Genomic DNA, 26,165 nt, shown 5'->3' on the forward strand with positions numbered 1-26,165 from the left:
GGAGTAGGGATTATCGGCGCCATCCTGATCGGCATCCTGGCCGGCTGGATCGCGGAGAAGGTCATGCATCGCAACCACGGCCTGCTGACCAACCTGATCGTTGGCGTGGTGGGCGCCTTCCTGGGCAGTTTCATCGCCACCTCGATGGGCATCGGCGTGGGCGCGGGCGTGGTCCCGAGCCTGCTGGTCGCCACGGCCGGCGCGGTGCTGCTGCTCTTCATCGTCGGACTTTTCCGTCGCCGCAGCGTCTAGGCAGGCGGCGTCAGCGGCGTCCGCCAGGGCCTTCCCCGTTTAGATCGCCATTCGAACGGGGAAGGCTCTATCACCTTTCATTTTGAGCGCGATCTCTTGCCGAGCCGGGCGACCATCGGCGGATCGCCCTCTAGGGTAGCCGCTCCCCGGAGGACAACGGGGCGATGGGCCGCATGGCGACGTAGTCGTCGAAGCGTGCCGTCTCGCGCGCCAGGGCCGCCTGGTCAGCCCCCCCGCCAAACTGGGCCCGCAGGGCCTTGGCTTGAGCGATGGCCGCCGGCAGCGCATCGGGCGAGGCGACCGGGACCCAACGTGGCAGCGGTGAGCGGTACTGGATGAGAGGCGGCAGAGTGTCGTCAAGCGGCACGATGGCGGGAACGCCCGACATCATCGCTTCGAGGTTCGCCTTTCCCCCGGTCTCCGGATAGCTCGAGAGGTAGACGTCGACGCCGTACTTCGCGAGCTCGTCCGGAAGGCTGGGCTGGAAATTTGCGAGAATGTAGCGGTCAAGCGGGATCGAGGCGGCGGTGAGTGCGCCGGTGAGCTCCTGGATCAAGGCCTCGTCGGTGGGGCCCACGTGGATGAGCTCTGAGCCCGGCTCCCGCAGCGCCGCGATCGCGTAGTCCGCCCAGCGGTGGCGGCCGCCGCCGCGATATTTGTGCGGACTACCGCATGTGGCGATCCGCAGGGCACGGTCCGGCGCGGCCGAGGCGGGCGCTGGCGTCATGGCGCCCGGCGAAGCCATACCGGCGTAGGTCGGCGCGAGGCCTGCCTCGCAGCAGGCCAGGTGGCAGGTGTAGGTCAGATCGACGTGGGCCGAGAAGGGAAGCGTCGCGCCCAGGCTCGGGAAGTGGTCGGCGTGGTGCAGGAACTCCACGACGTCGCGGAACGGCCACGCGGCGATGACGCCGACGATGTCCATGGGATGGGTCGCCATGATGATGCGCGTAGGACGCATCGCCGCCAGTTTCATGTAGGTCTCGAGCACGCGCTCGACGAGCGTGGGCGCGGTGCAAAGCATGAAGGCGCGCTCTTCGAGATGGGTGCGGGGCGAGCCTTCGCGGAAGAACTGCCCGACGCGTTGCTCGCGATAGGTGTCGGTGACGAGCAAGGCGGCGCCGTCCGGCTGAAGCCGCTGGATGATGTCGGCGACGACCCGGGTGTGACCGCCAGTGCGATAGAACTGGGTCGCCAGGATACAGACGTTGTCGTTGGACTTCACGCCCCGCGGCAGGTCCTGCAGCCGCAGGCGCGTGGCGACGCGCGGGGTGAGGTCGTCCAGGCTCTTGGCGAAGAGCCGCCGGCCGTAGATGTCTGGCGCGCGGAAGCGCTCGGAGAGCTGACCGATGCCGTAGAAGGCCTCCTCGAGCGCCTCCGTGTTCCGCGCCTCGGCGAGCGCCCGCTGCAGCTCGGGCTGTTCGAACAGGAACCTCAAGGGCGGCGCTCCGGCCCGCGTCTCGCAACGCGGCCAAGGCGCGACTGACCATAGGTGGCTTCTGCGCCGAGGGCGTCCATGAGCGCTATCTGACCGGCCGCCTGGGCTTTGGCAACACGACCGCGGCGCGTGCGCAAGAAGCGGCGCCACGGGATGGCCGTTCGCGCGTTTCAGGCGGCATGAGCATCGACAAGGCCTTCGCCGCATTCGCCAACCGCACCGCCAAGGCGGCCGGCAGCCCGTGGACCTTCGGAGCCTGCGTCCTCCTCGTCGTGGCGTGGGCGGCCAGTGGCCCGGTCTTCAAGTTCTCGGAAACGTGGCAACTGGTGATCAACACCGGCACGACGATCATCACCTTCCTGATGGTGTTCCTGATCCAGAACACCCAGAATCGCGACGCCGCGGCCATGCAGGCCAAGCTGGACGACCTGATCCTGACCTCGGCGGCCGAGAACGATTTCGTCGGTATCGAGTCGATGAGCGACAAGGAGCTGCGGGCCTTCCACGAGCGCTGTGTCGAGCGCGCAAACGCGCACGCCGAACTGCATGGACGTGTTGAGAGCGAGCTGAAGAGCCGGGCCAAGGCGTCGTCCAAGTCGGGCGGCGGCGCTCAGGCCGGAACGGCCTCGCGGCGCAGCGCGCGCCGGACGGGTCGAAAGGTCGCCTGACCGGCGCTCGCGCGCGGGGTCGTAGAAAGTGAGAAATTCTCAGTCGTCGCAATTTTGGCGGTGAGACTGTCTTTGCCCTGTCACGTCGATGCGGCAATGCCTCCTCCCAACCGGAGGACACTTCGTGCTGCGCCTAATCGCCCTATGCCTCGCCGTGTTGCTGCCGACGGTCGCGCGGGCCGCGCCCGAGCTGGGCTCGGCGCAGAACCCTCTGCGGGTGGTGCTCATTCCGGCGGACGGGGGCACGGAAGACGGGACCCGGGCCGATTTCCAGCCGGTGTTCAACGCCGTGACCCGCACGTCCGGCCTGCACTTCACGCTGCGGGTGGGCCAGTCCTACAACGCCGTCGTCGAGGCGATGTGCAACGGCGCGGCCGATGTCGCGTTCTTCGGGCCCGTCGCCTATGTGCAGGCGCACAAGCGCGGCTGCGCCGAACTGCTGGCTGTCTCGGTCGAGAGCGGGCGGTCGACCTATTACGCGGGCGTCTTCGCCAAGGCCCGGGGGCCGGTCCACAAGCTCTCCGACCTGCGGGGCCGGCGGATGGCCTTCGGCGACCTGAATTCGGCGTCCTCGTTCATGGCGCAAACCGTGATGCTGCTGGACGCGGGCATCGATCCGGCGCGGGACCTGGGCGGGGTCAGGCTGACCGGCAGCCATGCCAACAGCCTGGCGGCGCTGTCGCAAGGCCAGGCCGATGCTGCGGCGCTGTCGTTCGAGTCTTTCGAGAAGGCCGTGAACCAGGGCGTCGTTTCGCCCCGTGACATCTCGGTGGTGGCGCGCAGCGCGCCGATCCCGAACCCGCCGCTAGGGATGAGCACAAGGCTGCCGCCTGCGCTGAAGGCCCGCCTGAAGCGCGCCTTCGCCACGGTCGCGACGGCGCCGGGCGTGACGCCGGACATGATCCGGGGATACGGCGGCAAGCGGGTAGACGGCTACGACACGAAGTATTCCGAGCGGAACTATGCCGCCGCCGCAGCCCTGCTGGCGCGGGTGGACGATCCGCTGAAGGCCGCGATCCTGAAGAAGGCGGCCGCCCGTTGAGCGCGGGGCCCCACGTGGCGTTCATCGGCGCCTCGAAGCGGTTTCCGGGGGGCTTCGAGGCCTTGGCCGGCGTGACCTTCGATGTGCCGCGGGGCCAGTTCTGCGCCCTGGTCGGCCCGTCGGGCAGCGGGAAGTCGACGTTGCTGCGGGCGGTCAATGGGCTGACCGAGCTCACCGCCGGGGAGGTCCGTGTGGGCGGCTTGAGCGTGAGCGCCGCCAGCCTTCCGCAGGTGCGGCGCAAGGTCGGAATGGCGCACCAGGACTTCGGTCTCGTGGATCGTGCGAGCGTTGCGGAGAACATGATCGCCGGGGCCGTCGCCGACATCGCCACGTGGCGCGCGCTGCTCGGACTCTACCCCGTCGCGTGCCGGGCGAAGGCCTGCGCCCTGCTGGCGGAAGTGGGCCTCGCGCCGGAGCACCTGGCGCGGCGAGTGTCCGAGCTCTCGGGCGGGCAGCGGCAGCGCGTGGGCATCGCCCGGGCCTTGATGCGCGACCCCGAGGTCCTGGTCGCGGACGAGCCGGTCGCCAGCCTGGATCCCCGGGCGAGCGACGAAGTGCTGGAGCTGATGCGGAGGGAAGCGCGGGCGCGCAACGTGACGGTGCTGTGCAGCCTGCACCAACTGGATCTGGCACGGCGCTTCGCAGACCGCATCGTGGCGCTGCGGGGTGGCCGTCTGGTGTTCGACGGCCCGGCGGCGGCGTTCGACGGGGCGACGGCGTCGCAGATTTACGGCGGGGCCCTGGAGAGCGTCCAATGAGCGTGGCCCGCGAATCCGCGCCGACGGAAGCGGCGAGCAACTGGCGCTTCCCGGCTTCGCTGAGGCGGCGCGGCCTCGCCGGCTGGGTGCTGCTGCTCGCCGTGGTGCTCGCATCAGCCCCCAGCGTGGAGGCCGGGCGCATGTTCCGGATGACGGGCGAGGCGGCCACGGCGATGGTCACGGGGGGACGCTCCCAGGTGCTGGACGGCCTCGGCGCGATCGGGCGCCAACTCGTGCCGCTGCAGATTTCGGAGCGGCGGGAGGTGTCGCGGATCGAGGACTTCGATCCGAACCGTCTGCCGCCGTTCTCGCGGATCGAGACGGTCGAGACGCGCACCGAGCGCCTCGATCCCGAGACGCTCCAGATGAAGGCGACCACCGAGCGAACCGCGTATCTGGTCGAGCCCGTCGGCTATCTCGCGCACGTGGGCGTGAAGCTGTGGGAAACGCTGATGATCGCGTTCTGGGGTACGCTCCTGGCGGTGCTTATGAGCGCGCCGCTGGCGTTCTTCTCGGCGCGGAACCTGACGCCGAGTCCCGTGCTCTATGGCCTCGCTCGCGGGATCGTCAGCCTGCTGCGCGCGGTTCCGGAACTGGTGAGCGCGCTGTTCCTGGTCGTCGCGTACGGGTTCGGCCCCATCGCCGGCGTCTTGGCCCTGGCGCTGCACGGCGCGGGCTTCCTCGGAAAGTTCTACGCCGAGGATGTCGAGGCCGCCGACCCTAAGCCGCAGGAGGCCCTGGCGGCCACCGGCGCCAATCGGCTGAAGGTGCTCCGCTTCGCGATCCTGCCGCAGGTGCTGCCGCAATACATCGGCTACACGCTCTACGTCCTCGACCGGAATTTTCGGATGGCCACGGTGGTCGGGCTGGTGGGCGCTGGCGGCATCGGCCAGGAGCTGAAGGGCCGCTTCGACATGTACAACTATCACCACGTCGGCACGATCCTGGTGGCCATGTTCGCCACCGTCTTCCTGATCGACCAAGTCTCGGCGCGGATGCGGCGCGCGCACTTCTAGTGCCTGTGTCGGGCTCATCGGAATAATGTTCGAAGGGTGAATGAATTTCACTCACTCGTCACGATCGGCTCATCCACCCGTCACGGGCGAGCGCCAGGATGGCGGCCACATCGAACACTCGGGGGTCGTGATGAGCGAGACGGATCGGCGGACATTTCTCAGCGCCGCGGCGGGCGGGGCGGCGATCGCCGCGATGCCCTTGGCGATCCAGCGGGCGCTGGCGCTTCCCGCCCGGCAGGCGGCCGGGACGATCCAGGACGTGAAGCACGTGGTGATCCTGATGCAGGAGAACCGCTCGTTCGACCACTATTTCGGGACATTGCGCGGCGTGCGCGGCTTCGGCGATCGCCATCCGATCCCGCTGGTCGGCGGTCGCGACGTCTGGCGCCAGTCGGACGGCCAGCGCGAGCTGCCGCCCTTCCACCTCGACACCAGCAAGACCGACGCGCTGCGCGTGCCGGGAACGCCGCACTCCTATGCCGACGCGCAGGCTGCCTGGGGGCAGGGGAAGATCGAGGAGTGGCCGCGGTTCAAGACGGCCTATTCGATGGGCTACTACCGCCGCGAGGACATCCCCTTCCAGTTCGCCCTGGCGGAGGCGTTCACGATCTGCGACGCCTATCACTGCTCGGTCACGGCGGGCACCGATCCCAACCGCATCGTCTTCTGGTCGGGATCGAGCGCCGACCCAGTGCTGCGGGCGAAGGGCGTCGACTGCACCGACGAGCACTCCGAACCCGACAACTGGCGCTGCTGGGTGAAGGGCGCGCTGCCGGCGCCGGGCTACACCTATGCCGGCAACAGCCTGAAGTGGGACACCATCCCGGATGTCCTGGAGAAGGCGGGCGTGGCGTGGCGCATCTACCAGGACCCCAACAACAACTGGACCGGCGCCATGCACGGCGGCCTGGCGTTCGAGAGCTTCCGCACGTGCAAGCCAGGCTCTCCCCTCTACGAGAAGGGCATGAGCCACTGGTCGCTGGACCAACTGGCGCGGGATGTCCAAGAGGGGACGCTACCCGCTGTGAGCTGGGTGCTGCCTTCGCCGCCGTATTCGGAGCACCCCAGCCAGTCGACGCCGCTGCAGGGCGCGGAGTTCACCGCCAAGGTGCTGGACGCGTTGACGTCCAATCCCGAGGTCTGGGGAAGGACAGTCTTCTTCCTGACGTTCGATGAGAACGATGGCCAGTTCGACCACCTGCCGCCCCCCGCGCCGCCGTCGTTCGACGCCGAGGGGCGCCTGGCCGGCAAGTCGACGCTGGACCTCAAGGGGCACTATTTCTCGGACCCGCATCGCAAGCATATCGATGCCCGCGACACCCAGAGCGGCCTGGTCCGGCCCTTCGGGCTGGGACCGCGCGTGCCGATGTATGTGGTCTCGCCGTGGAGCAAGGGCGGCTGGGTCAATTCGCAGACCTTCGACCACACGTCGGTGGGGCAGTTCCTGGAGAAGCGCTTCGGCGTCACCGTGCCCGGCGTCAGCCCCTGGCATCGCGCGGTCTGCGGGGACCTGACCTCGGCCTTTGATTTCGAGAAGCCGAACGATCCGGTCTTCCCGGAACTGCCCGACGTCAGCGGAGCTTCGGCGGTCGTGCTGCAGCATATCCAGCGTCCCCGAATCACGCCGCCCGAGACCCCGCAGCCGGTGAAGGCGGAGACGGGAGCTCGGCCTTCGCGGGCGCTGCCCTACATCCTGAACGTCCGCGCCGCGGCAGGCGCAGGCGAGGTGAAGCTGGAGTTCCGCAACGACGGACGGCAGGGCGCGGTGTTCCACGTCTATGACCGCCTGCACCTCGACCGGATCCCGCGCCGCTACACGGTCGAGGCGGGAAAGTCGCTGTCGGACACGTGGGCGACCTCTGCGGACGGCGGGCGCTACGACCTGATGGTGCTCGGGCACAACGGCTTCCGGCGGGACTTCGCGGGTGTGCCTGGCGGTGGGTTGGAGGCGGAGATCCGCCATCGCCCGCAGGTGCGGGAGGTGGAGCTGGAGATCCGCAACACGTCCGGTCAGCCGCTGACCGCCCAAGTGCGCCACAACGCCTATGGTCTCGAAGGCGGTGAGTTGAAGGTTCGCGCCCATGGGCGTTCCACGCGCCGCTGGTCGGTGGCCGCCGCCGGTGACTGGTACGATGTGAGCGTGACGTCGGCCGGGGTGACCCGCCGCGCCGCCGGCCGGATGGAGACGGGCGCCGACGGCGTCAGTGATCCGGCCATGGGCGTCTGACGCCTCGGATAGACGAGCAGGCTGAGGAATCCTCAGGCGTGGACGCAGCGCGCGGCCACGCCTGCCTACGCGTGCGCCGCCAACGGACGAATTTTGTCTGCGGAAAGTTCATTCTGATGACTCCAAAGAACTGAGAAACATTCACTACGACGTCACAGGCGCCGCCTACTGATCACCACCCGACGGGCGGCCACACGGGCCTCTCGCACCGAACGCGAGCCTCGCTCGCATGACCGGGGGATGGGTTGTCATGATGGAAAGACACAGGGCGGCGGCCGCCGCCTTCGTCGCGGCGCTGATGGCCGGGAGCGCCCTGCCTGCGCTGGCCTGGGCGGCCGACGCGGATGCCGATGCGGACTCCGCAGGTCACAGCGTCAGCGAGCTGCTCGTGAAAGGAAAGCGCGCCGAAATGGGTTCGGTGCAGGCGGTCGAGGCCGTCGAGTACGGCAACTCAGTCCAGGTGGTCACGGCCGCGGAGGTGGCGAAGAGCGGCGCGGTGAACTTCGCCGAGCTGGCCCAGTTTCTCATCAAAGGCGTCAACGTCGGCTACTCGCCCGATGAGGGCGAATACACCATCCGGCTCGATGGCGGTGGCGACCGCGACACCCTGGTGGTCCGCGACGGCGTGCCGCTGTACGACCGGGGGCCGGCGCTGGAGGACATCTGGGGCACGACGACCATCGATCCGCACATGATCGAGCGTGTCGAGGTGTTCCGCGGCGGCAACAGCCTATTCTTCGGCAGCAACGGCGGTATCGGCGTCGTCAGCCTGGTGACCAAACGGCCGGACGGCACGCGCAAGGGCGAGATCGGCGTCAGCTATGGCTCGTTCCAGTCGCGCGAGCTGTGGGGCAATTACTCGTTTCCCCTCGACGACGACGGCGCGCACAGCGTGATGTTCTACGGCTCGTACCAAGCGACCGACGGCCCGCGGATCTATAATCCGGCCGATTTCGTCGATAACATTCGCGCGGCGGGCGGCGCTCAGGACTATCCGCTCAACCGCAATGAAGTCGGCGTGAAGTACTTCTGGAAGATCGATGATAGCGCCGAACTTCGTCTGAATGCGGAATACACGGAGTCCTGGTTCCAGGACGCCTTCCCGGACCGCGAAGTCCACTCGCCGAACACGGTCCGCTATCCGATCATCGACGGCTCTTTCCACAAGCGCTGGTCGCCGATGCTGCTCACGGAGGTGAACGGCTACTTCAGCAATCCGAAGATCTGGAACACCGAACTCTATCCCGACATCTGCCTGGATCGCGCGGGCTGCGTGAACCCGGCGACGAATACCCGCGTCGCCTACGGCGAGTGGTCGGGCAAGGTGTTCGCCAACGGACCCAACCGGGGCTTCGGCTCGACCAACCAGCGGCGGGCGGGCTTCAAGGAATATGGCCTGACCGTGCGCAACACGGTCAACCTCACCGAATACCTTGAGTTCGTGGTGGGCGGTCAGGTCGTCCGCTACCAGGACGACTCGGCGAAGGAGTATCCGGTCGATAACGACCCGGCGACGACCACCGGCCTGTTCGTCGACGCCCGCCCGCGGCTGCCCTTCAGCCCCGACACGGCGATCTCGCTGGCCGTGCGGACTGATTTCCTGCCGGGCTCGGAGAAGCGGACGATCTGGAAGTTCGGGGTGCGCCAGCCGCTGCCCTACGGCTTCTACGTCCGGGCCAACGGCGGCACTTCGTACAGCTTGCCCAGGATCACCGAACTGCGGACCGAGACGTCAACCGTGGTGGGCAACCCCAACCTGCAGACGGAAGAGACCGAGACCTATAACGGCGGCGTGGGATACGAGCACCGCTTCGACGGCTTCGCGGTGTCGGCCGAGGTGGGCGCGTTCAAGACGCAGATCAAGAATCGGATCCGGACGACCACGGACTTCCCCGTGCCGGCCGGCAACGGCTTCCCCGCCCGCAACACCTATTACAACGACCCCGCGGTCACTGAGGTCGTGGGCGTCACGGCGGACATCAATCTGAACGTCGGCGACGCTTGGCGTCTGAACCTCGGGTACACGGCGCAGGACGCCGCGGCGAAGACCGGCATCTTCAAGGGTGAGCAGATCGGCGAGACGCCCGCTTGGTTCATCAGCGGGATGCTGGAATGGACCTCGCCCGACCGCAGGCTCAACGTTGCTGTCATGCCCCGTATCCAGGGCTCGGAATTCGCCAGCGGCGGCCTGACCGTCAACGGCCGGCCGCAGATCCGGAAGAACTTCGGCAAGTACACGGTGACCAACGCCACCGTGAACTATTTCCTCGGCGACGACATGCAGTACCAACTGCAACTGCGCGTCGTGAACGTCTTCAACGAAAAGTACGCCGAGCGCTACGGCTTCGGAAACCAGCTCTACGGCTCGGCCTTCATCCGGGGCGAATATACCAACCGCGATCCGCGCTACTTCTTCGGCTATCCGTTCGAAGGCAAGCCGCGCGCCTTCTACGCCACCTTCACGGCCCACTTCTAACCGGCCGTCGCCGCCGCGCGCGTTCTCGACCTGTAGCCCCCTTCCGCAGGCGGGCCGCGCGCGGCGGACAATTTGGCCCCGACAGCCTCGGGCCTTCATTCCTCTCACCTACGCCAGCCGGCCAGACGGAGCGCGGAGCCCGCCTTGAACCGACATGATTTCCGGGCGCCGCTGGTCGCGCGCGCCATCGAGAACGCCGTGGAGGCCCGCCGGGTCATCCGCGAGGCCAAGGCGCTGCTGTTCGATTGGGACGGTTGCGCCGCGATAGCCGACCGTCCGGAACCGGCGGCCCTGGCGCTGATGGCCGGAAAGGCCGACGCCTTCGCCATCGTCTCGAACAACACGAGCCATGGGCGTGGCTTCTTCACCGATCGCCTCCGGGCCGGCGGCGTCATGCTGGAGCCCGAACGGGTGATCCTCGCCGGTGTCGAGACCCTGAGACGGGCTCGCCAGATCGGCCCACGCCGCGCGCTGCTGCTGGCCTCGCCGCGGATGGAAGAGGCCGCACGCCGCATGGGATTGGAACTGAGCGCCGACGAGCCCGATCTCGTCGTCCTGCTGCGCGATACGCGGTTCTCCTACGCGAAGCTGACCCAGGCGGCGAACGCCGTCCGGCGCGGCGCGCGGCTGCTGGTCGGCAACCCCGATCGGACGCATCCGTCCGTGGAGGGGCGCGTGATGCCCGAGACCGGCGCCCTGCTGGCGGCGCTGATGACCTGCGTCGATCCGCAAGCCGTTGAGGTCGAGGTCGTGGGCAAACCGCACCCGACCTTGTTCCTGCGCGCATGCGAAGCCCTGGGCGTGGCGCCGCACGAGGCGGTGATGATCGGCGACAATCCCGACACGGACGTGGCGGGCGCGGCCCCCCTGGGCCTGCAATGCATTCTGGTCCGTGGTCCCGGCGGTCTGGACCTGGCCGACCTCGTGGGCTGAACGCCTCAGAACCGCTTGCTGGACAGGGTGTCGAACGTGCTCCGCAGCGTCTCGGTCGCCCGGTCGTGGTCGGCCAGCGCCAGCGCTGCGATGAGGGCGTCGAGCACGCAGAGCTGGGCGATGCGGCTGGTCATGGCCTCGGTCCGGAAGCGGGTCTCGCGCGCCATGGTGAAGAGCACGACGTCGGCGTGGGCCTGGATCGGCGAGCGCGCATAGTTGGTGATGACCACGGTCCGGGCGCCGGCCTCCTTGGCCAGCTTGGTGGACATCACCGTCTCGTGGGTGGAGCCGGAGTGCGAGATGGTGAGCACCGCCACGCCGGGATCGGTGCGGGAGGCGCTGATCGCCTGGATGTGGCTGTCGGTGACCGCCTTGGCGTCGAGCCCGATGCGCAGCATGCGATAGTGGGCGTCGTCGGCGATGGGGGCGGACGAGCCGATGCCGTAGACCTCGATCCGCCTCGCCGACCGAAGCGTCGCCACGGCCTCGGCCAGAGCCGCGGGGTCCAGCACGGAGAGCGTGTCCTGCAGCGCCTGGATTCCCGAGTGGAAGATCTTCCGGCAGGTGGCGGCAGCGTCGTCACCGATCTCCAGGTCCTCGTGGATGAACTGGACCGGGCGGACGATATCCTGGGCAAGGCTGAGCTTGAGCTGCTGGAAACCAGAAAGGCCGAGGCGTTGGCAGAAGTTGATGACGCTGCCTTCGGACGCCTGGATCGCTTCGGACAGTTCGGTCACCGACATCTTGAGGACATCTTCCGGCCGCTCCAGCACGAAGTCGGCGATCCGCCGCGCGCCAGGCGCCAGGCTGTCGAGCAGGGCGCGGATACGCGCGAGCGCATTGTCCACCGGGGCGTGGTCGGCGGTCCGCCCACGGACGGCCGGCTTGGAAAGGGACGGGCTCTCGGACATGGGCCTCACTCGGGTCGCCGTGGGCGTCTTGCTTCGGCGTCCCACGAATCCAGCGATTATGCGACGACTTTGAACCCTACTTGGCCCCTGCGACAGAAATCGAAAGGCCGGTCAGGCGCTGGCGACTTCGGCCGGGGCGTGGGCCAGGAGGCGAACGATCTCGGTCAGAAGCGCGGCGGCGGAGACCGGCTTGGCGACCATGCCGTCCATCCCGGCGGCGAGGTACTCGGACCGCTGGTGGGTCATTGCGTTGGCGGTGAGGGCGATGATGGGGACCTGGCCGGCGTTGCCCTTCAGGCCGCGGATCGCCCGCGCAGCCTCGATGCCGCCCATCCGGGGCATCTGAATGTCCATGAGGACGAGGTCGAAGCGGCCCGTGCGCGCGCAGGCCAGGCCGGCCAGCCCGTCCTCGGCCTCCTCAACGAGCGCTCCGAGGCGCTCCAGCATCGTGCGGGCGACCAGCCGGTTGGTGGCGTTGTCCTCGACGAGCAGCACGCGGACGCCCTCCAGCAGGGCGTCGCCGACCGGAGCCTCGACGATCGGGCGGGCGGCCGGCGCGGCGAAGGCGATGCGGAACGTGGAACCCTGCCCGACGGTGCTATCGACGGCGATGTCGCCGCCCATCATGCGAACCAGCGCCCGGGTGATGGACAGCCCGAGGCCCGCGCCTCCGAAGCGGCGCGAGGTGTCGCTTTCAGCCTGGTGGAAGCGCTCGAACAGTCCCGCCTGCGCTTCCGGCGTCATGCCGATGCCGGTATCGGAGACTTCGAAGCACACCTGGCGATCACCGGCGCCTGTATCGGTGACGCTCAAACGCGCGACGACGCGTCCCGCGGCCGTGAACTTCACCGCGTTGCCCACCAGGTTGAACATGGCCTGGCGCACGCGGACCGGGTCGGCTTCGATCCAGAGGTCGTCGCCCTCGATTTCGCAGCGCAGATCCAGGCCCTTGGCGCGGGCCTGCGCGTCGAGAAGGCCCACCACGCCCGCCAGGGCTTCACCCGCGTCCATCGGTTCGGGGGCGAGGTCGAGCTGGCCGGCCTCGATCTTGGAGAAGTCGAGCACGTCGTTCAGGAGCTGCGACAGCATCCGGCCGCTGTCGTCGGCCCGCCGCAGGAGTTCCCGCCCCTCTGCCGAGATGGGTTCGCGCTCGAGCAACTGGAGGGCGCCCAGGACGCCGTTCATCGGCGTGCGGATCTCGTGGCTGACGTTGGCGAGGAATTCAGCCTTGGCGCGGGTTGCGGCCTCGGCCTCGGCCTTGGCTTCCTTGAGGGCGGCGTCGGCAGCCACCTGGGCGGTGACATCGCGGTTGGCGTCGATGGTCGAGACCGGGACGCCGTCCTCGAAGATCAGGCGCGCGCTGGACTGGAGCCAGATCCAGTGTCCGTCCTTGCGGCGCACGCGGACGGTCAGGACCTCGGCGCGCGACGGGTCGGCGAGCATGCGGCCATACGCGGCCTGCATCGCGGAGCGATCGACGTCGGGATCGGTGATCGCCCAGCGCGACGTGCCGATCAGTTCCTCAGGCGCATAGCCGAGGACCGTCAGGGCCGCGGGGGAGACATACTGGAACTCGCCTGTAAGGGCCGTGCGGCAGATGACGTCGGTGACGTTGGCGGCCAGGGTCTCATAGTTTGCCAGGCTCTCGTTCAACAGGCGCTGCTGCTGCTGAGCGGACGGCGTATCCAGGGCGCGGCCCAGGGAGAAGACGCCGCCGAGGGCCAGGGCGATCCAGACCAGGGACATCGCGCCCGGTCCATGCCCGTCGGCCGCCGCGAGCACGGCCATGGCCCCCATCGCGGGCGCCGCCCCGGCCGCCAGGAAGACGGCCGGCACGTTGTAGAACAGCAGAACCGCGACCGAGACGACCACCAGGACGATCGCGGCTCCGGCCGCCTGGGACACCGGTGTGCCGGCCCACCAGAACAACCCACCCAGCGCAAGCCAGACGACGTTCATGGCGATGTAGGCCGCCGCGAAGTCGAGCTGTCCGGCGCGCGTGCGCTTCTGGCCCGCGGGTGGTGGCGACGTGGCGCGCCAGCCCCAGTACTCGATCGCGAGCGCGGTGAGGGTCCAGGCCAAGGCCGCCTGCCAGGGAACGGCCAGCAAGGCGCCGAGTCCGGCGGCGACGCTGAGCCCTGCCTTGATGGCGGCGACCTCGTGCAGCGGCTGGGCGGCTTCGGCGAAACGTTCGGCCAGGGAAAGGCGCCGGCACGCGCGAACCGGCGCCGCGACCGATCTCGTTCGATTTTCGCTCCGGGCTGGCAAGTTGAAGCGGCCTTCCATACGCGCGCAGCCCACAGGCCCATGCGTTCGTCACTGCCGAGCTAAGGGGCGGTGCGACAAATCGACCGGGGAGCGGCGTGTCACGGCTCGACGGCTATCGTCGCCGGGCGCAGTCTGCCGGGGTTCAGCAGGAGGACGAAGCCGATGATCCGCAAGGCGAGCGCCGCATGGCGTGGCACGGGCCGGGACGGGGAGGGCGCGCTCAGCTCGCAGTCGGGCGTGCTGAACGAGACGCCCTACAGCTTCAAGACCCGGTTCGAGGACCAGCCCGGGACGAATCCCGAGGAGCTGATCGCGGCGGCACATGCCGGCTGCTTCACCATGGCCCTGGCGTTCGCGCTCCAGCGTGAGGGATTCACGCCGACCGAACTTTCGACCGAGGCGGCGGTGTCGCTGGACCAAGATGGCGCGGGCTTCCGGATCACCCGGTCGGCGCTCACGCTGCGCGCCCGGGTGCCGGGGTTGAGCGAGGCGAAGTTCCGCGAGGTGGCGGAGGCCGCGGAGAAGACTTGCCCGGTCTCAAGGGTCTTGAACGCGGAGATCACGCTCGACGCGCTGCTGGAGGACTGATGCTCCGCCGCTGTCTGGGCGTTCCTTTTTTGTTCTTGACATTCGCGCGCGAATTTGAGAGAGTTCAGTCAGCGTTGATCACTGCGCCTCGTGCGTCCTGACAAAGGCGGACGCTAAGCGGCGACGCGCTTCCCTGCACATCGATTTCCCGTCGACGCGGTCTTTGGAGGCCGCCATCCCCCGCCGAGCATGCTCGCGCGGGCTTTAGCTCATGGGGCCAAGTTCTTGTCCGATCGAGATATCCTGGAAGAAGCCAAGGCGGCCTTCGAGTTGGCGGCAGACGCCGAGGCGGAGAACCGGCGGGAGGCGCTGGACGACCTGCGCTTCGCCCGACTGGGCGAGCAGTGGCCCGAGCGGGTGCGGCGGGAGCGCGAGCTGGAGGGCCGCCCGTGCCTCACGATCAACCGCCTGCCGATCGGCCTTTTCAGCGGGGAACAGAAGACGGGGACGGAAAGCAGCACCGGCACCGAGAAGAAGATCGGCGTCTCCTTCGAAGCAGGGCCGAAGGGCTGAGTATGGCTCAAACTCAAACGGAGCGTCTGGCCGCGCTTGAGCAGCGCATCCAGGACCACGAGGCGCGGTGCGAAGAGCGCCTCGCCGAGATCAAGGCAGCGGCCGCGTCCACGCTGCAGGCCGTCGAGGGGCTGAAGAGCCGCTCATGGGGCATTGCGGCAGCGCTGCTGGCCTGGGCCCTAGCGCAGCTCTGGAGCGCGAATGCCGCGAAACTGGAACATCTGGAGGCCGCGCGGACGGCCAATGTCGAGGTCGCTGCGGCGCCCGGCGTAACATCGGGAGGAATTCGATGAGGTTTGTCATTCTGGCGGTGACCACGCTCTGCGTCGCCGCCTGCGCGCCGCTATCGGCGATCACGGGGGCTCCGAGCCAGCCGAGCGGCGCGGAAGCGCTGAAGATTCTCTCGGACCACATCGAGACTTGCGACCGGCGGTATCAGGGGGGATCGGCATGGGCGGCGGGTTCACGTTCAACATCGACTGCAAGGCGCAGCCGCCGAAGCCCTAGGTGGCCGACGACAAGCGCAGGACGTAGTCGCGCACCCCCGGCGGCCAAGATGCGGCCTCGCGACGGAGCTTCTCGAGATCGCCGGCAAAGAGCGCGCGGCTGGCCTCCTCGAACGCCGGGAGGTCGCCCGCGAGCGCCGACATGACGCGGTAGGCCGTTTCCCGCGCCTGGCGCTGGTGGTCGTCCACCTGATGGGTTCTGCGTGCGTCCTCCACAAGGCGGCGCAGTGCGGCGGACGCGCCGCCAGGCTGGGACGCGAGCCAGTCCCAGTGACGTGGAAGGAGGGTCACCTCCCGGGCGACGACGCCGAGCTTCGGCCGACCGCGACCTTGTCGAGCCTCAGGCGTGGCCGGCGCGGAGGTCCGGGCGCGAAATTCCGCCACCGCGTGATCGGGTCCGTAGCGAAGATCGAGTTCAACCGATCGCCCCGTGACGTCGTCGAAGATCAAGATCGGCAGATCGCCGCCCCGGGCGTCAACGGCGATGGCGACCGCATCGACTGATCCGCTCGCGATCATGTGTCTATCGACGAAGGCGGTGAAGGTCTCGGGGGCGCTCATAGCGCGCCGAGACATGCGCGCGCTGGGCGCTGTCGTCAATATAATCCGGGTAAAATTAACCGCCTTTCAGGCTCTGGACGATCGGCTGACCCGTTGCCTCCTTGTAGGCCGACGTCACGATCGGGCCGAGCCAGTACTCGTTGGTCCAGCGGCGGAGCCACGGGTCGCTGCCGGCGAAGGTCCGAAGCTGGGCCGAGACGTCGATGCGCTTGCGCGCTTCCTCGAGCGTGAGGCCCTGCGAGGCCAGCGGCGCCATCTGGGAGCGGATGTCCCGCAGGGCCCATGAAACGCTGTCGAGGTAGACGCGATCATGTTGTGGAGTCCCGTGTCCCGGAATCAGCGTGCGGAAGGGCAGGGCCCGAACCCGGGCCAGAGTGGTGAGCCAGTCGGCGGGGTAGCTGCCGAAGCCGAAAGGGAAGGGGGCGACGATGATGTCGCCGGCGACAACGATCTTCTGCGTGGGAAGCCAGACGACAGCATCTCCGTCGGTGTTCGCCCGGCCGAAGAAGTGGAGCTCTATCGGGGTGCGGGCGTCCGCAATGTCGAGCCTCTCGGCGAAGCTTTCAGCCGGGGCGATGGTCGTCGCGCCCTTCATGTCGAGTGAGTATTGGTTGAAGAGGCGCTCCGTCGCCAGCCAACCCGCCGCGTTGCCTCGCGTCGTGGCGGTTGCCGCCATTTGCCGCGCGTAGGCCGCAAACCCCTGCACCTGCTTCTGGAACGTGGCATCCGCTACCGGATCAGACGCCGCCGGGGTGTTCATAGTGGTCGGATCGCGCAGGTGAGCCTGGGTCGGCGCGGTCGCGATGGTGCGCGCGGCTGGCCACGCCTTGAGGATCTCGGATAGGCCTTGTGGATGATCCCCGTGCCAGTGGGTGATCACGACTGCCTTCACCGGCTTCGCGCTGAGCGCCCTGATCATCTCGACGATTCGGCGTCCAGCGCCGGGCGATCCGCCCGCGTCGACGAGCACCAGCCCGTCCGACTGCTCGATTAGGGTGACGTTGCCGATGGGCTGAACCTGGAAGCTGGGCTCCACAAAGACCCAAACGCCCTTGGCGACCCGGGTAGGAATCTGGAAGTACCCGTCCTCGGGCCGCGGCGACTCTTGGGCGGACGCGGCCGAGCCCAAGCTAAAGATCGCGGTGATCAGTATAACGGCGAGGCCGAGTTTCGACACGCCGGCAGTGGGCCCGCGACCTGCAAGACCGTCAAATGAAACTGCTTCATCGGAAGATCGAGAGGGTCCGGACCGGTGTCCGAACCCTCTCGCTGGTGCCGCCGGGCAGGATTGAACTGCCGACCTCAGCCTTACCAAGGATGCGCTCTACCACTGAGCTACGGCGGCGAAGGCGCGCGCTATAGCGGGAGCCGGGCGCGGCGTGAAGCCCCAAATCACACGGAAGTCGCTTGACGGGCAGGACGCCTCGCCGCACCTGCAGGATATGGCCGAAGGCAAAGACCCGAAGGCGGGTGGGGCGGATTCGCGAGAGGCGAAGCTGGCCCAGGCGCTGCGTGCGAATCTTCGCCGTCGGAAGACGGGGGCCTCGCCGGAGCCTGCGCAGAAGCCGCACGATTCCACGACGGATTGACGACTTGGCGCGCTCGATGCCCGCAGGCTAGATACGCCGCAGAGGCGCCGCCGAGGGACGCGGGCCGACAGTGCTTCGAAGGATACCGATTGGATCGCATCGCCATCATGGGCGGCGCGCGGCTGCACGGGGAGATCCCCATCAGCGGCGCCAAGAACTCGGCCATCAAGCTGATGGCGGCGAGCCTGCTCACAGAAGAGCCGCTACGCCTCACCAACATGCCTCGCCTGGCGGACACGAGGTTCCTGGGCAAACTGCTCCAGCGCCTCGGGACCGAGGCGGTGGAGGCTGATGGAGCCGACGGGCCGGAGACCTTGCTCACCACGCGAGAGATCGTAAGCGGCTTCGCGCCCTATGATCTTGTCCGCCAGATGCGGGCCTCGTTCAACGTCCTGGGGCCGCTGCTGGCGCGCACGGGCCAGGCAAAGGTCTCGCTGCCGGGAGGCTGTACGATCGGCGCGCGGCCGGTGGACCTGCACCTGAAGGCCCTGGAGGCGCTCGGCGCGAAGATCGACCTGCATGAGGGCTACGTCTATGCGCAGGCTCCCCGCGGGCTGAGAGGGGCGGAAGTGGAATTCCCGTTCGTCTCGGTCGGCGCGACGGAGCATACGTTGCTCGCCGCCGTCCTCGCTCAGGGCGAGACCGTGATGAAGAACGCGGCGTGCGAGCCCGAGATTACGGATTTGGCGGATTGCCTGAACAAGATGGGGGCTGAGGTCGCGGGCGCGGGTACGCCGACTATCACCGTCCAGGGCGTGGGCCGACTTTCGGGCGCGACGCACGCCGTACTGCCGGACCGTATCGAGACGGGCACCTATGCCCTGGCTGCCGCCATGGCGGGCGGCGAGGTCCGGTTGACCCGTACGCGCAGCGACTTCATCCAAGCCCTCATCGACAAGATGGTCGAGGCGGGCGTCGAGGTGACGGCTCACAACGACGGGCTGACCGTGAAGAGAAACGGGGAACGGCTGAAGCCGGTCGAAGTGACGACCGATCCCTACCCGGGCTTCGCCACGGACCTGCAGGCGCAGTTCATGGCGCTGATGACGCTCGCCGACGGCGAGAGCGTGATCCGCGAGACCATCTTCGAGAACCGTTTCATGCACGTGCCCGAACTGCGACGGCTGGGCGCGGACATCACGGTGCACGGCGGTGAAGCGCGTGTTCGCGGCGTCCAGGCCCTCGAAGGGGCGCAGGTAATGGCGACGGACCTTCGGGCCTCGGTCAGCCTCGTGATCGCGGGGCTGGCGGCGCGGGGCGAGACGGTCGTCAATCGCGTCTACCATCTGGATCGCGGGTTCGAGCGCCTCGAAGAGAAGCTCGGGGCCTGCGGCGCCCAGATCCGCCGCCTCAAGGGCGATGGCGGCGAGGAGGTGGAGTAGGCGGATGGCTGAAATCCAGCCCCTGCAGTTGCTGGCCGAGGACGCTGACGATCTGGCGGTGATTTCGGCTGCCCTGCAGGACGCCGTCGCGAAGGTGGGCGACATCGCCTACGAGCCGAAGGCGAGGCGGCTGACCATCGTACTCAACCGTTTCCGCTGGGAATCCGGAGCGCGTCAAAGGGTCCGCTCGGCGCTGCAGATCGGGAGCGTGCTTGCGCTCCAGGGGCGCAAGATCCGTCGCGACCGGCGCGACGCCATCGTCGAGCTGCTGACCATCGGCTTCGAGCCCGGCGACGCTCCGGGCGGGCTCCTTACGCTCAGCTTTGCGGGTGGCGGCGACCTGCGCGCAACGGTCGAGTGTGTGGACGCCGTTCTAGCCGACGTTTCGGCGCCATGGACTACGCCGCGCGTTCCGGCCCACGAGCCCTGACGGAAGGTGGCTTTGGGCGGCCCGCGCCGCTAAAGAGCCGCCATGCGCCGCTTCCACTTTGCTGATCCCGGCTTCCGCACCGCCTTTTTGGCCTTTGTGGCCGAGCGACGGGATACGCCTGAGGAAGTCGACGCCATCGTGCGCGACGTGCTCGCAGCCGTTCGGGCCGAAGGGGGCGAGGCGCTGCTTCGCTACGCCCGTGAGTTCGACAAGGTCGAGCTCACCGAGGCCACGCTCCGGGTCAGCGCCGACGAGATCGCCGACGGCGCGGCAGCTTGTCCGGCCGAGGTTCGCGAGGCCATCGCATTCGCCGCCGCGCGAATCCGCGCCTACCACGAGCGGCAGCGGCCGGCCGATCAACGCTTCGTCGACGAGGCCGGCGTCGAGCTGGGCTGGCGCTGGACGCCGCTCGAAGCCGTCGGGATCTACGTGCCTGGCGGTCGCGCCGCCTATCCCTCCACCGTGCTCATGAACGCCGTCCCCGCCCAGGCGGCAGGGGTCTCGCGGATCGCCATGGTGACGCCGCCGGGTCGGCTCCAGCCGGCTGTGCTCGCGGCCGCGCAGGCTGCCGGTGTCAGCGAAATCTGGAGGGTTGGCGGCGCTCAGGCGATCGCCGCACTCGCCTATGGAGCTGGGCCGATCCTGCCCGTGGACAAGATCGTCGGGCCGGGCAACGCCTTCGTTACGGCTGCCAAGCGCCGAGTGTACGGCGTGGTCGGGATCGACGCCCTGGCCGGGCCGTCTGAAATCGTGGTCGTCGCAGACGGTGCGAACGATCCCGATTGGATCGCGGCAGACCTCTTGTCGCAGGCCGAGCATGACCCTGCTGCGCAGGCGATCCTCATCACCGACGATCCGGCATTTGCCGCGAAGGTCGAAATGGCGGTCGAATCCCAACTCGGCGCGCTGAGCACGGGCGATGACGCGCGTGCGTCGTGGCGCGACCACGGCGCGGTGGTGATCGCCCCGTTGGACGAAGCGCCCGCGCTGGTGGACGACATCGCGCCTGAGCACGTGGAATTCGCGCTGGATCAGCCGGAGCGCCTGGCCGACAGGGTGCGGCATGCCGGAGCGATCTTCCTGGGGCGCCACGCGCCCGAAGCCGTCGGCGACTATGTCGCAGGGTCCAACCACGTGCTGCCGACCAGTCGCGCCGCGCGGTTTTCTTCGGGGCTCTCGCTTTATGACTTCCTAAAGCGCACGTCGCTCGTGAAGTGCGATGCGGAGTCCTTCTCCCGACTGGCGCCCGCCACAATCGCACTCGCCGAGGCCGAGGGCCTGCCGGCGCACGCGCGATCGGCGGCGATCCGCATGGGGCAGGCGCGCTAGTGCCGGCGGCCGAGGTCGCCGCCGCGAAGGCCGCGGCCGTGGAGCCGGCCAAGCCGGGCTTTACCGAACACCTTGTGGCGGCCGCCAACCAGGCGCTGGACCACATTCTCGGTCTCGACCCGCAGGTGGCCGTGCTCGACATCGCGCTCTCGCTCGCCATCGTGGCGGGCGCCTATGGCCTGCTCTGGGGTTTGAGGCGGCTCTCCGACCACTGGCTGGACCGTGTCCACGTCGGCGGCGACCAGCACGAGGCGGCGCGAACCCAGCAGGCGGCGCGCTTCACCTGGGGTTTGCTGCGGCTTGCCGCTGGTGTCGGCGTGCTGTTTCTGATCCTAGGCGTCTGGGGCGTGGACGCGCGCGCGTGGTTCTCGGGTCGGGCCGGCGAACGGCTTCTACGACTTGCGTTGGTTATCATCATCGCCACGGCTCTGGTGGAGGTCTCGGGCTTCATCATTAAGCGGCTGGTCGGCGGTTTCGCCCGACGGAGCGCCGATCCACGGCGGGCCGCGCAACTGAACACCCTGGGACCGATTCTCACCGGGTGCGCCCAGACGGTGCTGGTGGTTGTGGGCGGCCTGACGATCCTGACCGAGCTCGGCCTGAACCTGGGGCCGATCCTCGCCAGCGCCGGCGTCTTGGGCATAGCGGTGGGCTTCGGCGCCCAGACCCTGGTGAAGGATTTCCTTACCGGCCTGTTCCTCATCGCCGAGGACGTGGTTTCGGTGGGCGACAACGTGGAAATCGGCGGATCCAGCGGCGTCGTGGAGGCCATGACCTTGCGTACGATCCGCCTGCGCGACGTGAACGCCACGCTTCATATCTTTCCCTATAGCGAAGCCCAGGTGATCCATAACCGCACGAAGGTCTTCTCGGCCTATCTCGCTGATATTCCGATCAGCTACGACACCGACCTGGATCGCGCCCTGGTCGTGGTGCGTCGAGTGGGCGACGAACTGCGCGCCGATCCCAAATTCAAGAAGCTGGTCACTAGGCCGTTCGAAGTCATGGGCGTGGACCGGCTCGCCGACAACGCCGTCTACATCAAGGCCCGCTTCATCACCGAGCCGCGCGTCCAGTGGGAAGTGGGGCGGGAGTTCAACCTGCGACTCAAGAACGCCTTCGACGCGGAGGGCATACTGACCCCGGTCAAGACGACGCCAGTGCAGGCTCAGCCGCTGGAGGGACACCGCCCGCCGACGGCTGAGGAGCCCGTCCAGTCCCCGCGCCGAAGCTGAACAGTTCCTGTCAACCCGTCTGAAGGTGCGTTCAGGCGCCGCCGTCTACGCCTTGCGTCATCGATTGACGCGGAAGGACGGAGACAATCCATGCGGAACCTGAAGACCAAGACGATCGGCGGCGGCGCGGTCGTCGCCATCCTGGCCGGCGCCCTGGCCCTCGGCGGCGCGTCGAGCGCGAACGCCGGCGTAACCGGCTGCTCGGCGCCGGGGGGCAAACAAGAGGCCGGCGCGGTGATCGGCGGCCTGCTGGGCGGCGTGATCGGCAATAAGGTCGGTGGCCGCCACGCCACGGGCGAGACCATCGCCGGCGCCGCCCTCGGCGCCGCCGCGGGCTCGGCCATCGGCTGCGAGGCCCAGAAAACGCGCGCGCAGAATGCCGGGACCTACACGCAAGGCGGCTACCGTCTGTCGCGCGCCATCTCGCCCGCCAGCTACCGCCGGATTGGCGACGCCTTCGTCGCGGAGAGCGGTGTGAACCTGCGCGCCGCGCCCACCACCAATTCGAACCGCGTAGGCCGCTTGCAGGCCGGCCAGCGGTTCGAGGCCCTCGCCCAGGTCCGCGGCAGCGAGTGGATTCTGGTGGGCCAGGACGGCGTCGGCATCGGCTACGTCCGCGGCGACCTCGTCCATCCGGTCGGCCATCGCTACGCCGCCTATTAGGTCGCCGCCCGCCAGAACGACGCCCGGCGCTCCCCAGCGCCGGGCGTTTTTTCCGTATCCGGAGCCTGGGTTCGCACCTGCGGGATGACGGCGCCCCCCGGATTGCAATAAAGCTCGGCTTCGAAGCCATGGCCGACGACCCGAAGAAGATTCACCGGCTGCAGTCCGTCGAGCTCGACGAGGAGTCGCTCGCGGCGGTTTCGCGCGACCAGGAGCAGGAGCGGCAGATCGCAATCTTCGACCTGCTGGAGGAGAATTTCTTCTTTCCCGAGGGCGCCGGCGGCGGTCCGTACGATCTGCGTATGGGGCTGCTGGAGAACCGCTTGGTGCTGGACGTCCGGGGGCCGGACTACGAACGCCGCCACATCCTGTCGCTGTCGCCATTCCGGACGCTGATCAAAGACTACTTTATGATCTGTGACAGCTATTATCAGGCGATCCGCAACTCGACACCACAGCAGATCGAGGCGTTGGATATGGGCCGTCGAGGCCTGCACAATGAAGCGTCCGAGCTGCTGCAGACCCGGCTTGCCGGGAAGATCGAGACCGATCTCGACACTGCCCGTCGCCTGTTCACGCTGATCTGCGCCCTGCACTGGCGGGGCTGACCGCGGATGCGCGACGACCCGGACAAGCGGCTCCCCGACGCCGTCCTCTTCTGCTGCAACTTCAACCAGGTTCGCTCGCCGATGGCTGAGGCGTTGCTGAAGCAGGCCGTAGGCACGCGCATTTTCGTCGATAGCTGCGGCCTCAAGCGAGGCGCCTTCGACCCGGACGTCGACGACATGGAGGTCGATCCGCTGGCTGCGGAGGTCATGCGCGAGCTCGGCGCCGACCTCGGCGGCCATCGGTGCAAGACCTTCGATGAGCTGGAAGACGATTCATTCGACTTGGTGGTTTCGTTGACGCCCGAGGCCCAGCACCGGGCGGTGGAACTGGCGCGGGGTCGTTCCGCCGAGATCGAATATTGGCCCACGCTCGATCCGACGCTGACCGAAGGTTCCCGCGAACATAGGCTTGAGGCCTATCGCCAGGTGCGGGACAGCCTCGCCGCGCGGATCGCCCAGCGATTTCGCCGTTGAGTGACGCCCATCGACCTTTCCTATGACGGTGCGCTATAATTAGCTTACGGGATGCGGCTCGCGGCCAGACGGCGCGAGCCGTCGTCGTATGTGAAGCCGCTGAAGGATTAAGAGAGCCGCATGGCGAAAGAAGAACTGCTCGAGTTCCCGGGTACGGTCAGTGAAGTGCTGCCGAACGCCACCTTCCGAGTGAAGCTCGAGAACGATCATGAGATCATCGCCCACACCGCGGGCAAGATGCGCAAGAACCGGATCCGCGTGTCGGCCGGCGACAAGGTGCTGGTGGAGATGACGCCTTACGACCTGACCAAGGGTCGCATCACCTTCCGCGTCCGCTAGTTCGACCGAGGCTGCGACTTGGCTTCAGAGCCGCGCCTCGTCTTGGCCTCCGCGAGCCCTCGCCGGCTGGACCTTCTGCGCCAGATCGGCATCGCGCCCGACGCGATCGAGGCCGCCGACTTGGACGAAACCCCACAATCCGACGAGACGCCGCGGCAGTTGGCGTTGCGCCTCGCGCAGGCCAAGGCGCTGCACGTGGCTGCTCGCTCGCCGGATTCCTATGTGCTCGCTGCGGACACGGTGGTGGCTCTCGGTCGTCGCGTGCTGCCCAAAGCCGAAGACCCGGCGCAGGTGCGCGCCTGCCTCGATCTTCTGTCCGGCCGAGCCCACAAAGTTCTCACGGGCGTCGCTGTCGTGGCGCCTGGTGGGCGTCGCGCTGCGCGGCTCGTGGAGAGTCGCGTACGCTTCAAGCGCCTCGATCGGGCCGATATCGACGCCTACGTGGCTTGCGGCGAGGGCGTCGGCAAGGCTGGTGGATATGCAATCCAGGGGTATGCAGGCGCTCTCGTGATCGCGCTGCAGGGTTCATACTCAGGTGTTGTGGGGTTGCCGCTCTATGAGTGCGCGAATCTGCTGGCCGGCCTCGGCTTCCGCCGGCCATGAGCGAGCGGCGTATCTTCCTTGACCGGGGCGTCGGCGAAACGCGGGGAGTGGTCACGCTCGACGGAAAGCCGGAGCGATTGATCCTGCGGCGTGACGAGGACGATCTTAGTCTCGCGATGGGAGCTCGTCTCACCGCGCGCGTGGAAAGCATCGAGCCAGCCATCGCCACAGCCTTTCTGGATCTTGGAGGCGGACGGGAAGCCATTCTTCCGTTCAAGCCCGACGCGCGCCCGGTCCGAGGCGCCGCCATTGAGGTTGAGATCCGAGCGGAACCGCGCGCCGGTAAGCTCGCCGTCGCCCGCGAGATAGGGGGTGGGGAGGGGGCGCCGCGTCTCCTTACGCCTCCGCCGGACGTAGGAGAGATTCTCCGGTCGATCGTGCGGGACACCGAGCCTGGCGCGGGCCGGGAAGCGCGTGCCGTGGCCGATGAAGCCGAGGCCGAGGTGCTGGAAACGGTGCACCGCTTGCCGGGAGGCGGCGACATCGCGATCGAGACGACCCGTGCGCTCACCTCGATCGACGTCGACCTGGGTGACCGCAAGGGCCAGGATTCCAAACGCGCTGCACGACAGGCCAACCTCGCCGCCATCGTCGAAGGCGCCCGCCTTCTGCGGTTGAAGGGGATTGGCGGCATCGTGATCCTCGATCTCGTCGGCCGGGGTCACGACGGGCACGCGCTGCTAGCGGCGGCGCGCCTCGCCTTTAGTCCGGACAACCCTGGTGTCGCGATCGGACCCGTCGGACGTTTCGGGACCATGGAGCTTTCCATTCCGCGCCGGACGCGGCCGCTGGCTGAGCAACTGAGGGGCGCGGCGGGCGCGCTTTCCGATCGCACCCTTGCGCAGCGTCTTGTCCGCCGCCTCGAGACCGAGGCGCAAGCGCAGGCGGGAGCGCGACTGTCGGCGGTCTGCGCGCCTTCCGTCGCGAAGGCCGCCGAGCCGCTGATCCGCTCCTTAGCCGATAGATATGGCGCCCGCTTCGCCGTCAGCGCGGACGCGTCGCGGCCGCGTGACGGGTTCGACGTCGGCGTGGCATGAGCGCTCGGTGCCCGATCTGCGGCCGCCCGCCCGAGGCGCGGTATCGCCCGTTCTGTTCACGCCGCTGCGCGGACGTCGATCTCCAGAAGTGGCTGGCCGGAGCCTACGCCGTCCCCGCCGAAGAGGACGAGGGCGCCCCGGCGGCGGATTCCGAGGAAGATTGAGGCGGAAAAATTCGGCGCCTGCCCCCGCTGGACTTACGCCGACGCCTCTTCTATAGACCCGGCTCCCGCGCGGCGGGCCTTGGCCTGGGTAGCTCAGTTGGTAGAGCAGCGGATTGAAAATCCGCGTGTCGGTGGTTCGAATCCGCCCCCAGGCACCA

Annotated in this window: 27 protein-coding genes and 2 tRNA genes; 23 read left to right on the forward strand and 6 right to left on the reverse strand. The window is 68.2% G+C overall.

Going from position 1 to position 26,165, the window contains the following annotated elements; translation table 11 throughout:
• Positions 1-252 (forward strand): GlsB/YeaQ/YmgE family stress response membrane protein (locus Q0L11_RS16575; RefSeq protein ID WP_296598690.1); only part of this gene is annotated, 252 nt, incomplete at its 5' end.
• A 130-nt stretch (positions 253-382) separates the two neighbouring features.
• Here Q0L11_RS16575 and Q0L11_RS16580 read toward each other — a convergent pair.
• Positions 383-1,687, reverse strand: a complete 1,305-nt coding sequence (locus tag Q0L11_RS16580) for a hypothetical protein (protein WP_296598691.1) — start codon at positions 1,685-1,687, stop codon at positions 383-385.
• 179 nt (positions 1,688-1,866) lie between these two features.
• Between Q0L11_RS16580 and Q0L11_RS16585 the strand changes: the two genes are divergently transcribed.
• The 7 genes from Q0L11_RS16585 to Q0L11_RS16615 all read left to right on the forward strand — a co-directional run bounded on the left by Q0L11_RS16585 (position 1,867) and on the right by Q0L11_RS16615 (position 10,807).
• Positions 1,867-2,355 (forward strand): low affinity iron permease family protein, encoded by a 489-nt coding sequence (locus tag Q0L11_RS16585; RefSeq protein ID WP_367183447.1) that lies wholly within the window; start codon positions 1,867-1,869, stop codon positions 2,353-2,355.
• A gap of 124 nt (positions 2,356-2,479) precedes the next feature.
• On the forward strand, positions 2,480-3,397 hold the full coding sequence (locus tag Q0L11_RS16590; protein WP_296598692.1) for a phosphate/phosphite/phosphonate ABC transporter substrate-binding protein: 918 nt from the start codon (positions 2,480-2,482) through the stop codon (positions 3,395-3,397).
• Positions 3,394-4,155 carry a phosphonate ABC transporter ATP-binding protein gene (locus Q0L11_RS16595; RefSeq protein WP_296598694.1) on the forward strand — a complete coding sequence of 254 codons (762 nt, stop codon included), beginning with the start codon at positions 3,394-3,396 and terminating at the stop codon, positions 4,153-4,155. Before Q0L11_RS16590 ends, Q0L11_RS16595 begins: the two co-directional genes overlap by 4 nt.
• Complete coding sequence (phnE, locus tag Q0L11_RS16600) at positions 4,152-5,171, forward strand: phosphonate ABC transporter, permease protein PhnE (RefSeq protein ID WP_296598696.1); 1,020 nt, start codon at positions 4,152-4,154, stop codon at positions 5,169-5,171. Before Q0L11_RS16595 ends, phnE begins: the two co-directional genes overlap by 4 nt.
• Positions 5,172-5,301: 130 nt before the next feature.
• Positions 5,302-7,398, forward strand: coding sequence for a phosphocholine-specific phospholipase C (locus tag Q0L11_RS16605; protein ID WP_296598697.1), 2,097 nt, complete (start codon positions 5,302-5,304; stop codon positions 7,396-7,398).
• Between the two features lie 250 nt (positions 7,399-7,648).
• Positions 7,649-9,874: a TonB-dependent siderophore receptor gene (locus tag Q0L11_RS16610; protein ID WP_296598699.1), complete on the forward strand. Its 2,226-nt coding sequence runs from the start codon at positions 7,649-7,651 to the stop codon at positions 9,872-9,874.
• A 144-nt stretch (positions 9,875-10,018) separates the two neighbouring features.
• Positions 10,019-10,807, forward strand: coding sequence for an HAD-IIA family hydrolase (locus Q0L11_RS16615; RefSeq protein WP_296598701.1), 789 nt, complete (start codon positions 10,019-10,021; stop codon positions 10,805-10,807).
• Positions 10,808-10,812: 5 nt separating this feature from the next.
• Here the strand turns inward: Q0L11_RS16615 and Q0L11_RS16620 are convergent, their stop codons facing one another.
• Both Q0L11_RS16620 and Q0L11_RS16625 read right to left on the reverse strand, forming a co-directional pair.
• Entirely contained in the window at positions 10,813-11,718 is a 906-nt protein-coding gene (locus Q0L11_RS16620; RefSeq protein ID WP_296598702.1) for a MurR/RpiR family transcriptional regulator, read from the reverse strand.
• 111 nt (positions 11,719-11,829) lie between these two features.
• Positions 11,830-13,827 (reverse strand): ATP-binding protein, encoded by a 1,998-nt coding sequence (locus tag Q0L11_RS16625; protein WP_296598703.1) that lies wholly within the window; start codon positions 13,825-13,827, stop codon positions 11,830-11,832.
• 321 nt (positions 13,828-14,148) lie between these two features.
• On the opposite strand from Q0L11_RS16625, the gene Q0L11_RS16630 reads away from it, so the two are divergent.
• The 3 genes from Q0L11_RS16630 (at position 14,149) to Q0L11_RS16640 (ending at position 15,380) form a co-directional block, all read left to right on the forward strand.
• The gene (locus Q0L11_RS16630) at positions 14,149-14,574 is read left to right on the forward strand and encodes an OsmC family protein (RefSeq protein WP_296598705.1); all 426 of its coding nucleotides are present in this window, start codon (positions 14,149-14,151) and stop codon (positions 14,572-14,574) included.
• A gap of 225 nt (positions 14,575-14,799) precedes the next feature.
• Complete coding sequence (locus Q0L11_RS16635; RefSeq protein WP_296598706.1) at positions 14,800-15,087, forward strand: hypothetical protein; 288 nt, start codon at positions 14,800-14,802, stop codon at positions 15,085-15,087.
• A gap of 2 nt (positions 15,088-15,089) precedes the next feature.
• Positions 15,090-15,380, forward strand: coding sequence for a hypothetical protein (locus tag Q0L11_RS16640; RefSeq protein WP_296598708.1), 291 nt, complete (start codon positions 15,090-15,092; stop codon positions 15,378-15,380).
• A gap of 210 nt (positions 15,381-15,590) precedes the next feature.
• Here Q0L11_RS16640 and Q0L11_RS16645 read toward each other — a convergent pair whose 3' ends face one another.
• The 3 genes from Q0L11_RS16645 to Q0L11_RS16655 all read right to left on the reverse strand — a co-directional run bounded on the left by Q0L11_RS16645 (position 15,591) and on the right by Q0L11_RS16655 (position 17,499).
• Complete coding sequence (locus tag Q0L11_RS16645) at positions 15,591-16,154, reverse strand: DUF2239 family protein (protein WP_296598709.1); 564 nt, start codon at positions 16,152-16,154, stop codon at positions 15,591-15,593.
• Between the two features lie 55 nt (positions 16,155-16,209).
• On the reverse strand, positions 16,210-17,331 hold the full coding sequence (locus tag Q0L11_RS16650) for an MBL fold metallo-hydrolase (protein WP_296598710.1): 1,122 nt from the start codon (positions 17,329-17,331) through the stop codon (positions 16,210-16,212).
• A gap of 93 nt (positions 17,332-17,424) precedes the next feature.
• Positions 17,425-17,499, reverse strand: a tRNA-Thr gene (locus Q0L11_RS16655).
• A gap of 333 nt (positions 17,500-17,832) precedes the next feature.
• On the opposite strand from Q0L11_RS16655, the gene murA reads away from it, so the two are divergent.
• The 12 genes from murA to Q0L11_RS16715 all read left to right on the forward strand — a co-directional run bounded on the left by murA (position 17,833) and on the right by Q0L11_RS16715 (position 26,165).
• A complete protein-coding gene (murA, locus tag Q0L11_RS16660; RefSeq protein WP_296598711.1) occupies positions 17,833-19,125 on the forward strand; it encodes a UDP-N-acetylglucosamine 1-carboxyvinyltransferase in 1,293 nt (430 codons plus the stop codon).
• A gap of 4 nt (positions 19,126-19,129) precedes the next feature.
• Positions 19,130-19,555 carry a DUF2948 family protein gene (locus Q0L11_RS16665; RefSeq protein WP_296598713.1) on the forward strand — a complete coding sequence of 142 codons (426 nt, stop codon included), beginning with the start codon at positions 19,130-19,132 and terminating at the stop codon, positions 19,553-19,555.
• A 42-nt stretch (positions 19,556-19,597) separates the two neighbouring features.
• On the forward strand, positions 19,598-20,884 hold the full coding sequence (gene hisD / locus Q0L11_RS16670; protein ID WP_296598714.1) for a histidinol dehydrogenase: 1,287 nt from the start codon (positions 19,598-19,600) through the stop codon (positions 20,882-20,884).
• Positions 20,884-22,119, forward strand: a complete 1,236-nt coding sequence (locus Q0L11_RS16675) for a mechanosensitive ion channel domain-containing protein (protein ID WP_296598716.1) — start codon at positions 20,884-20,886, stop codon at positions 22,117-22,119. Before hisD ends, Q0L11_RS16675 begins: the two co-directional genes overlap by 1 nt.
• A gap of 90 nt (positions 22,120-22,209) precedes the next feature.
• Positions 22,210-22,782, forward strand: a complete 573-nt coding sequence (locus tag Q0L11_RS16680; protein WP_296598717.1) for an SH3 domain-containing protein — start codon at positions 22,210-22,212, stop codon at positions 22,780-22,782.
• A gap of 128 nt (positions 22,783-22,910) precedes the next feature.
• Positions 22,911-23,390, forward strand: coding sequence for a UPF0262 family protein (locus Q0L11_RS16685; RefSeq protein WP_296598719.1), 480 nt, complete (start codon positions 22,911-22,913; stop codon positions 23,388-23,390).
• 6 nt (positions 23,391-23,396) lie between these two features.
• Positions 23,397-23,864: a low molecular weight phosphatase family protein gene (locus Q0L11_RS16690; protein ID WP_296598721.1), complete on the forward strand. Its 468-nt coding sequence runs from the start codon at positions 23,397-23,399 to the stop codon at positions 23,862-23,864.
• A gap of 120 nt (positions 23,865-23,984) precedes the next feature.
• The gene (gene infA / locus Q0L11_RS16695; protein ID WP_111458197.1) at positions 23,985-24,203 is read left to right on the forward strand and encodes a translation initiation factor IF-1; all 219 of its coding nucleotides are present in this window, start codon (positions 23,985-23,987) and stop codon (positions 24,201-24,203) included.
• Between the two features lie 18 nt (positions 24,204-24,221).
• Positions 24,222-24,806 carry a Maf family nucleotide pyrophosphatase gene (locus Q0L11_RS16700; protein ID WP_296598722.1) on the forward strand — a complete coding sequence of 195 codons (585 nt, stop codon included), beginning with the start codon at positions 24,222-24,224 and terminating at the stop codon, positions 24,804-24,806.
• A complete protein-coding gene (locus Q0L11_RS16705; RefSeq protein WP_296598723.1) occupies positions 24,803-25,843 on the forward strand; it encodes a ribonuclease E/G in 1,041 nt (346 codons plus the stop codon). Before Q0L11_RS16700 ends, Q0L11_RS16705 begins: the two co-directional genes overlap by 4 nt.
• Positions 25,840-26,007 carry a DNA gyrase inhibitor YacG gene (locus Q0L11_RS16710; RefSeq protein ID WP_296598724.1) on the forward strand — a complete coding sequence of 56 codons (168 nt, stop codon included), beginning with the start codon at positions 25,840-25,842 and terminating at the stop codon, positions 26,005-26,007. Before Q0L11_RS16705 ends, Q0L11_RS16710 begins: the two co-directional genes overlap by 4 nt.
• 82 nt (positions 26,008-26,089) lie before the next feature.
• Positions 26,090-26,165, forward strand: a tRNA-Phe gene (locus tag Q0L11_RS16715).

It is taken from the genome of Phenylobacterium sp., from assembly GCF_024508875.1.
Classification (GTDB): domain Bacteria; phylum Pseudomonadota; class Alphaproteobacteria; order Caulobacterales; family Caulobacteraceae; genus Phenylobacterium.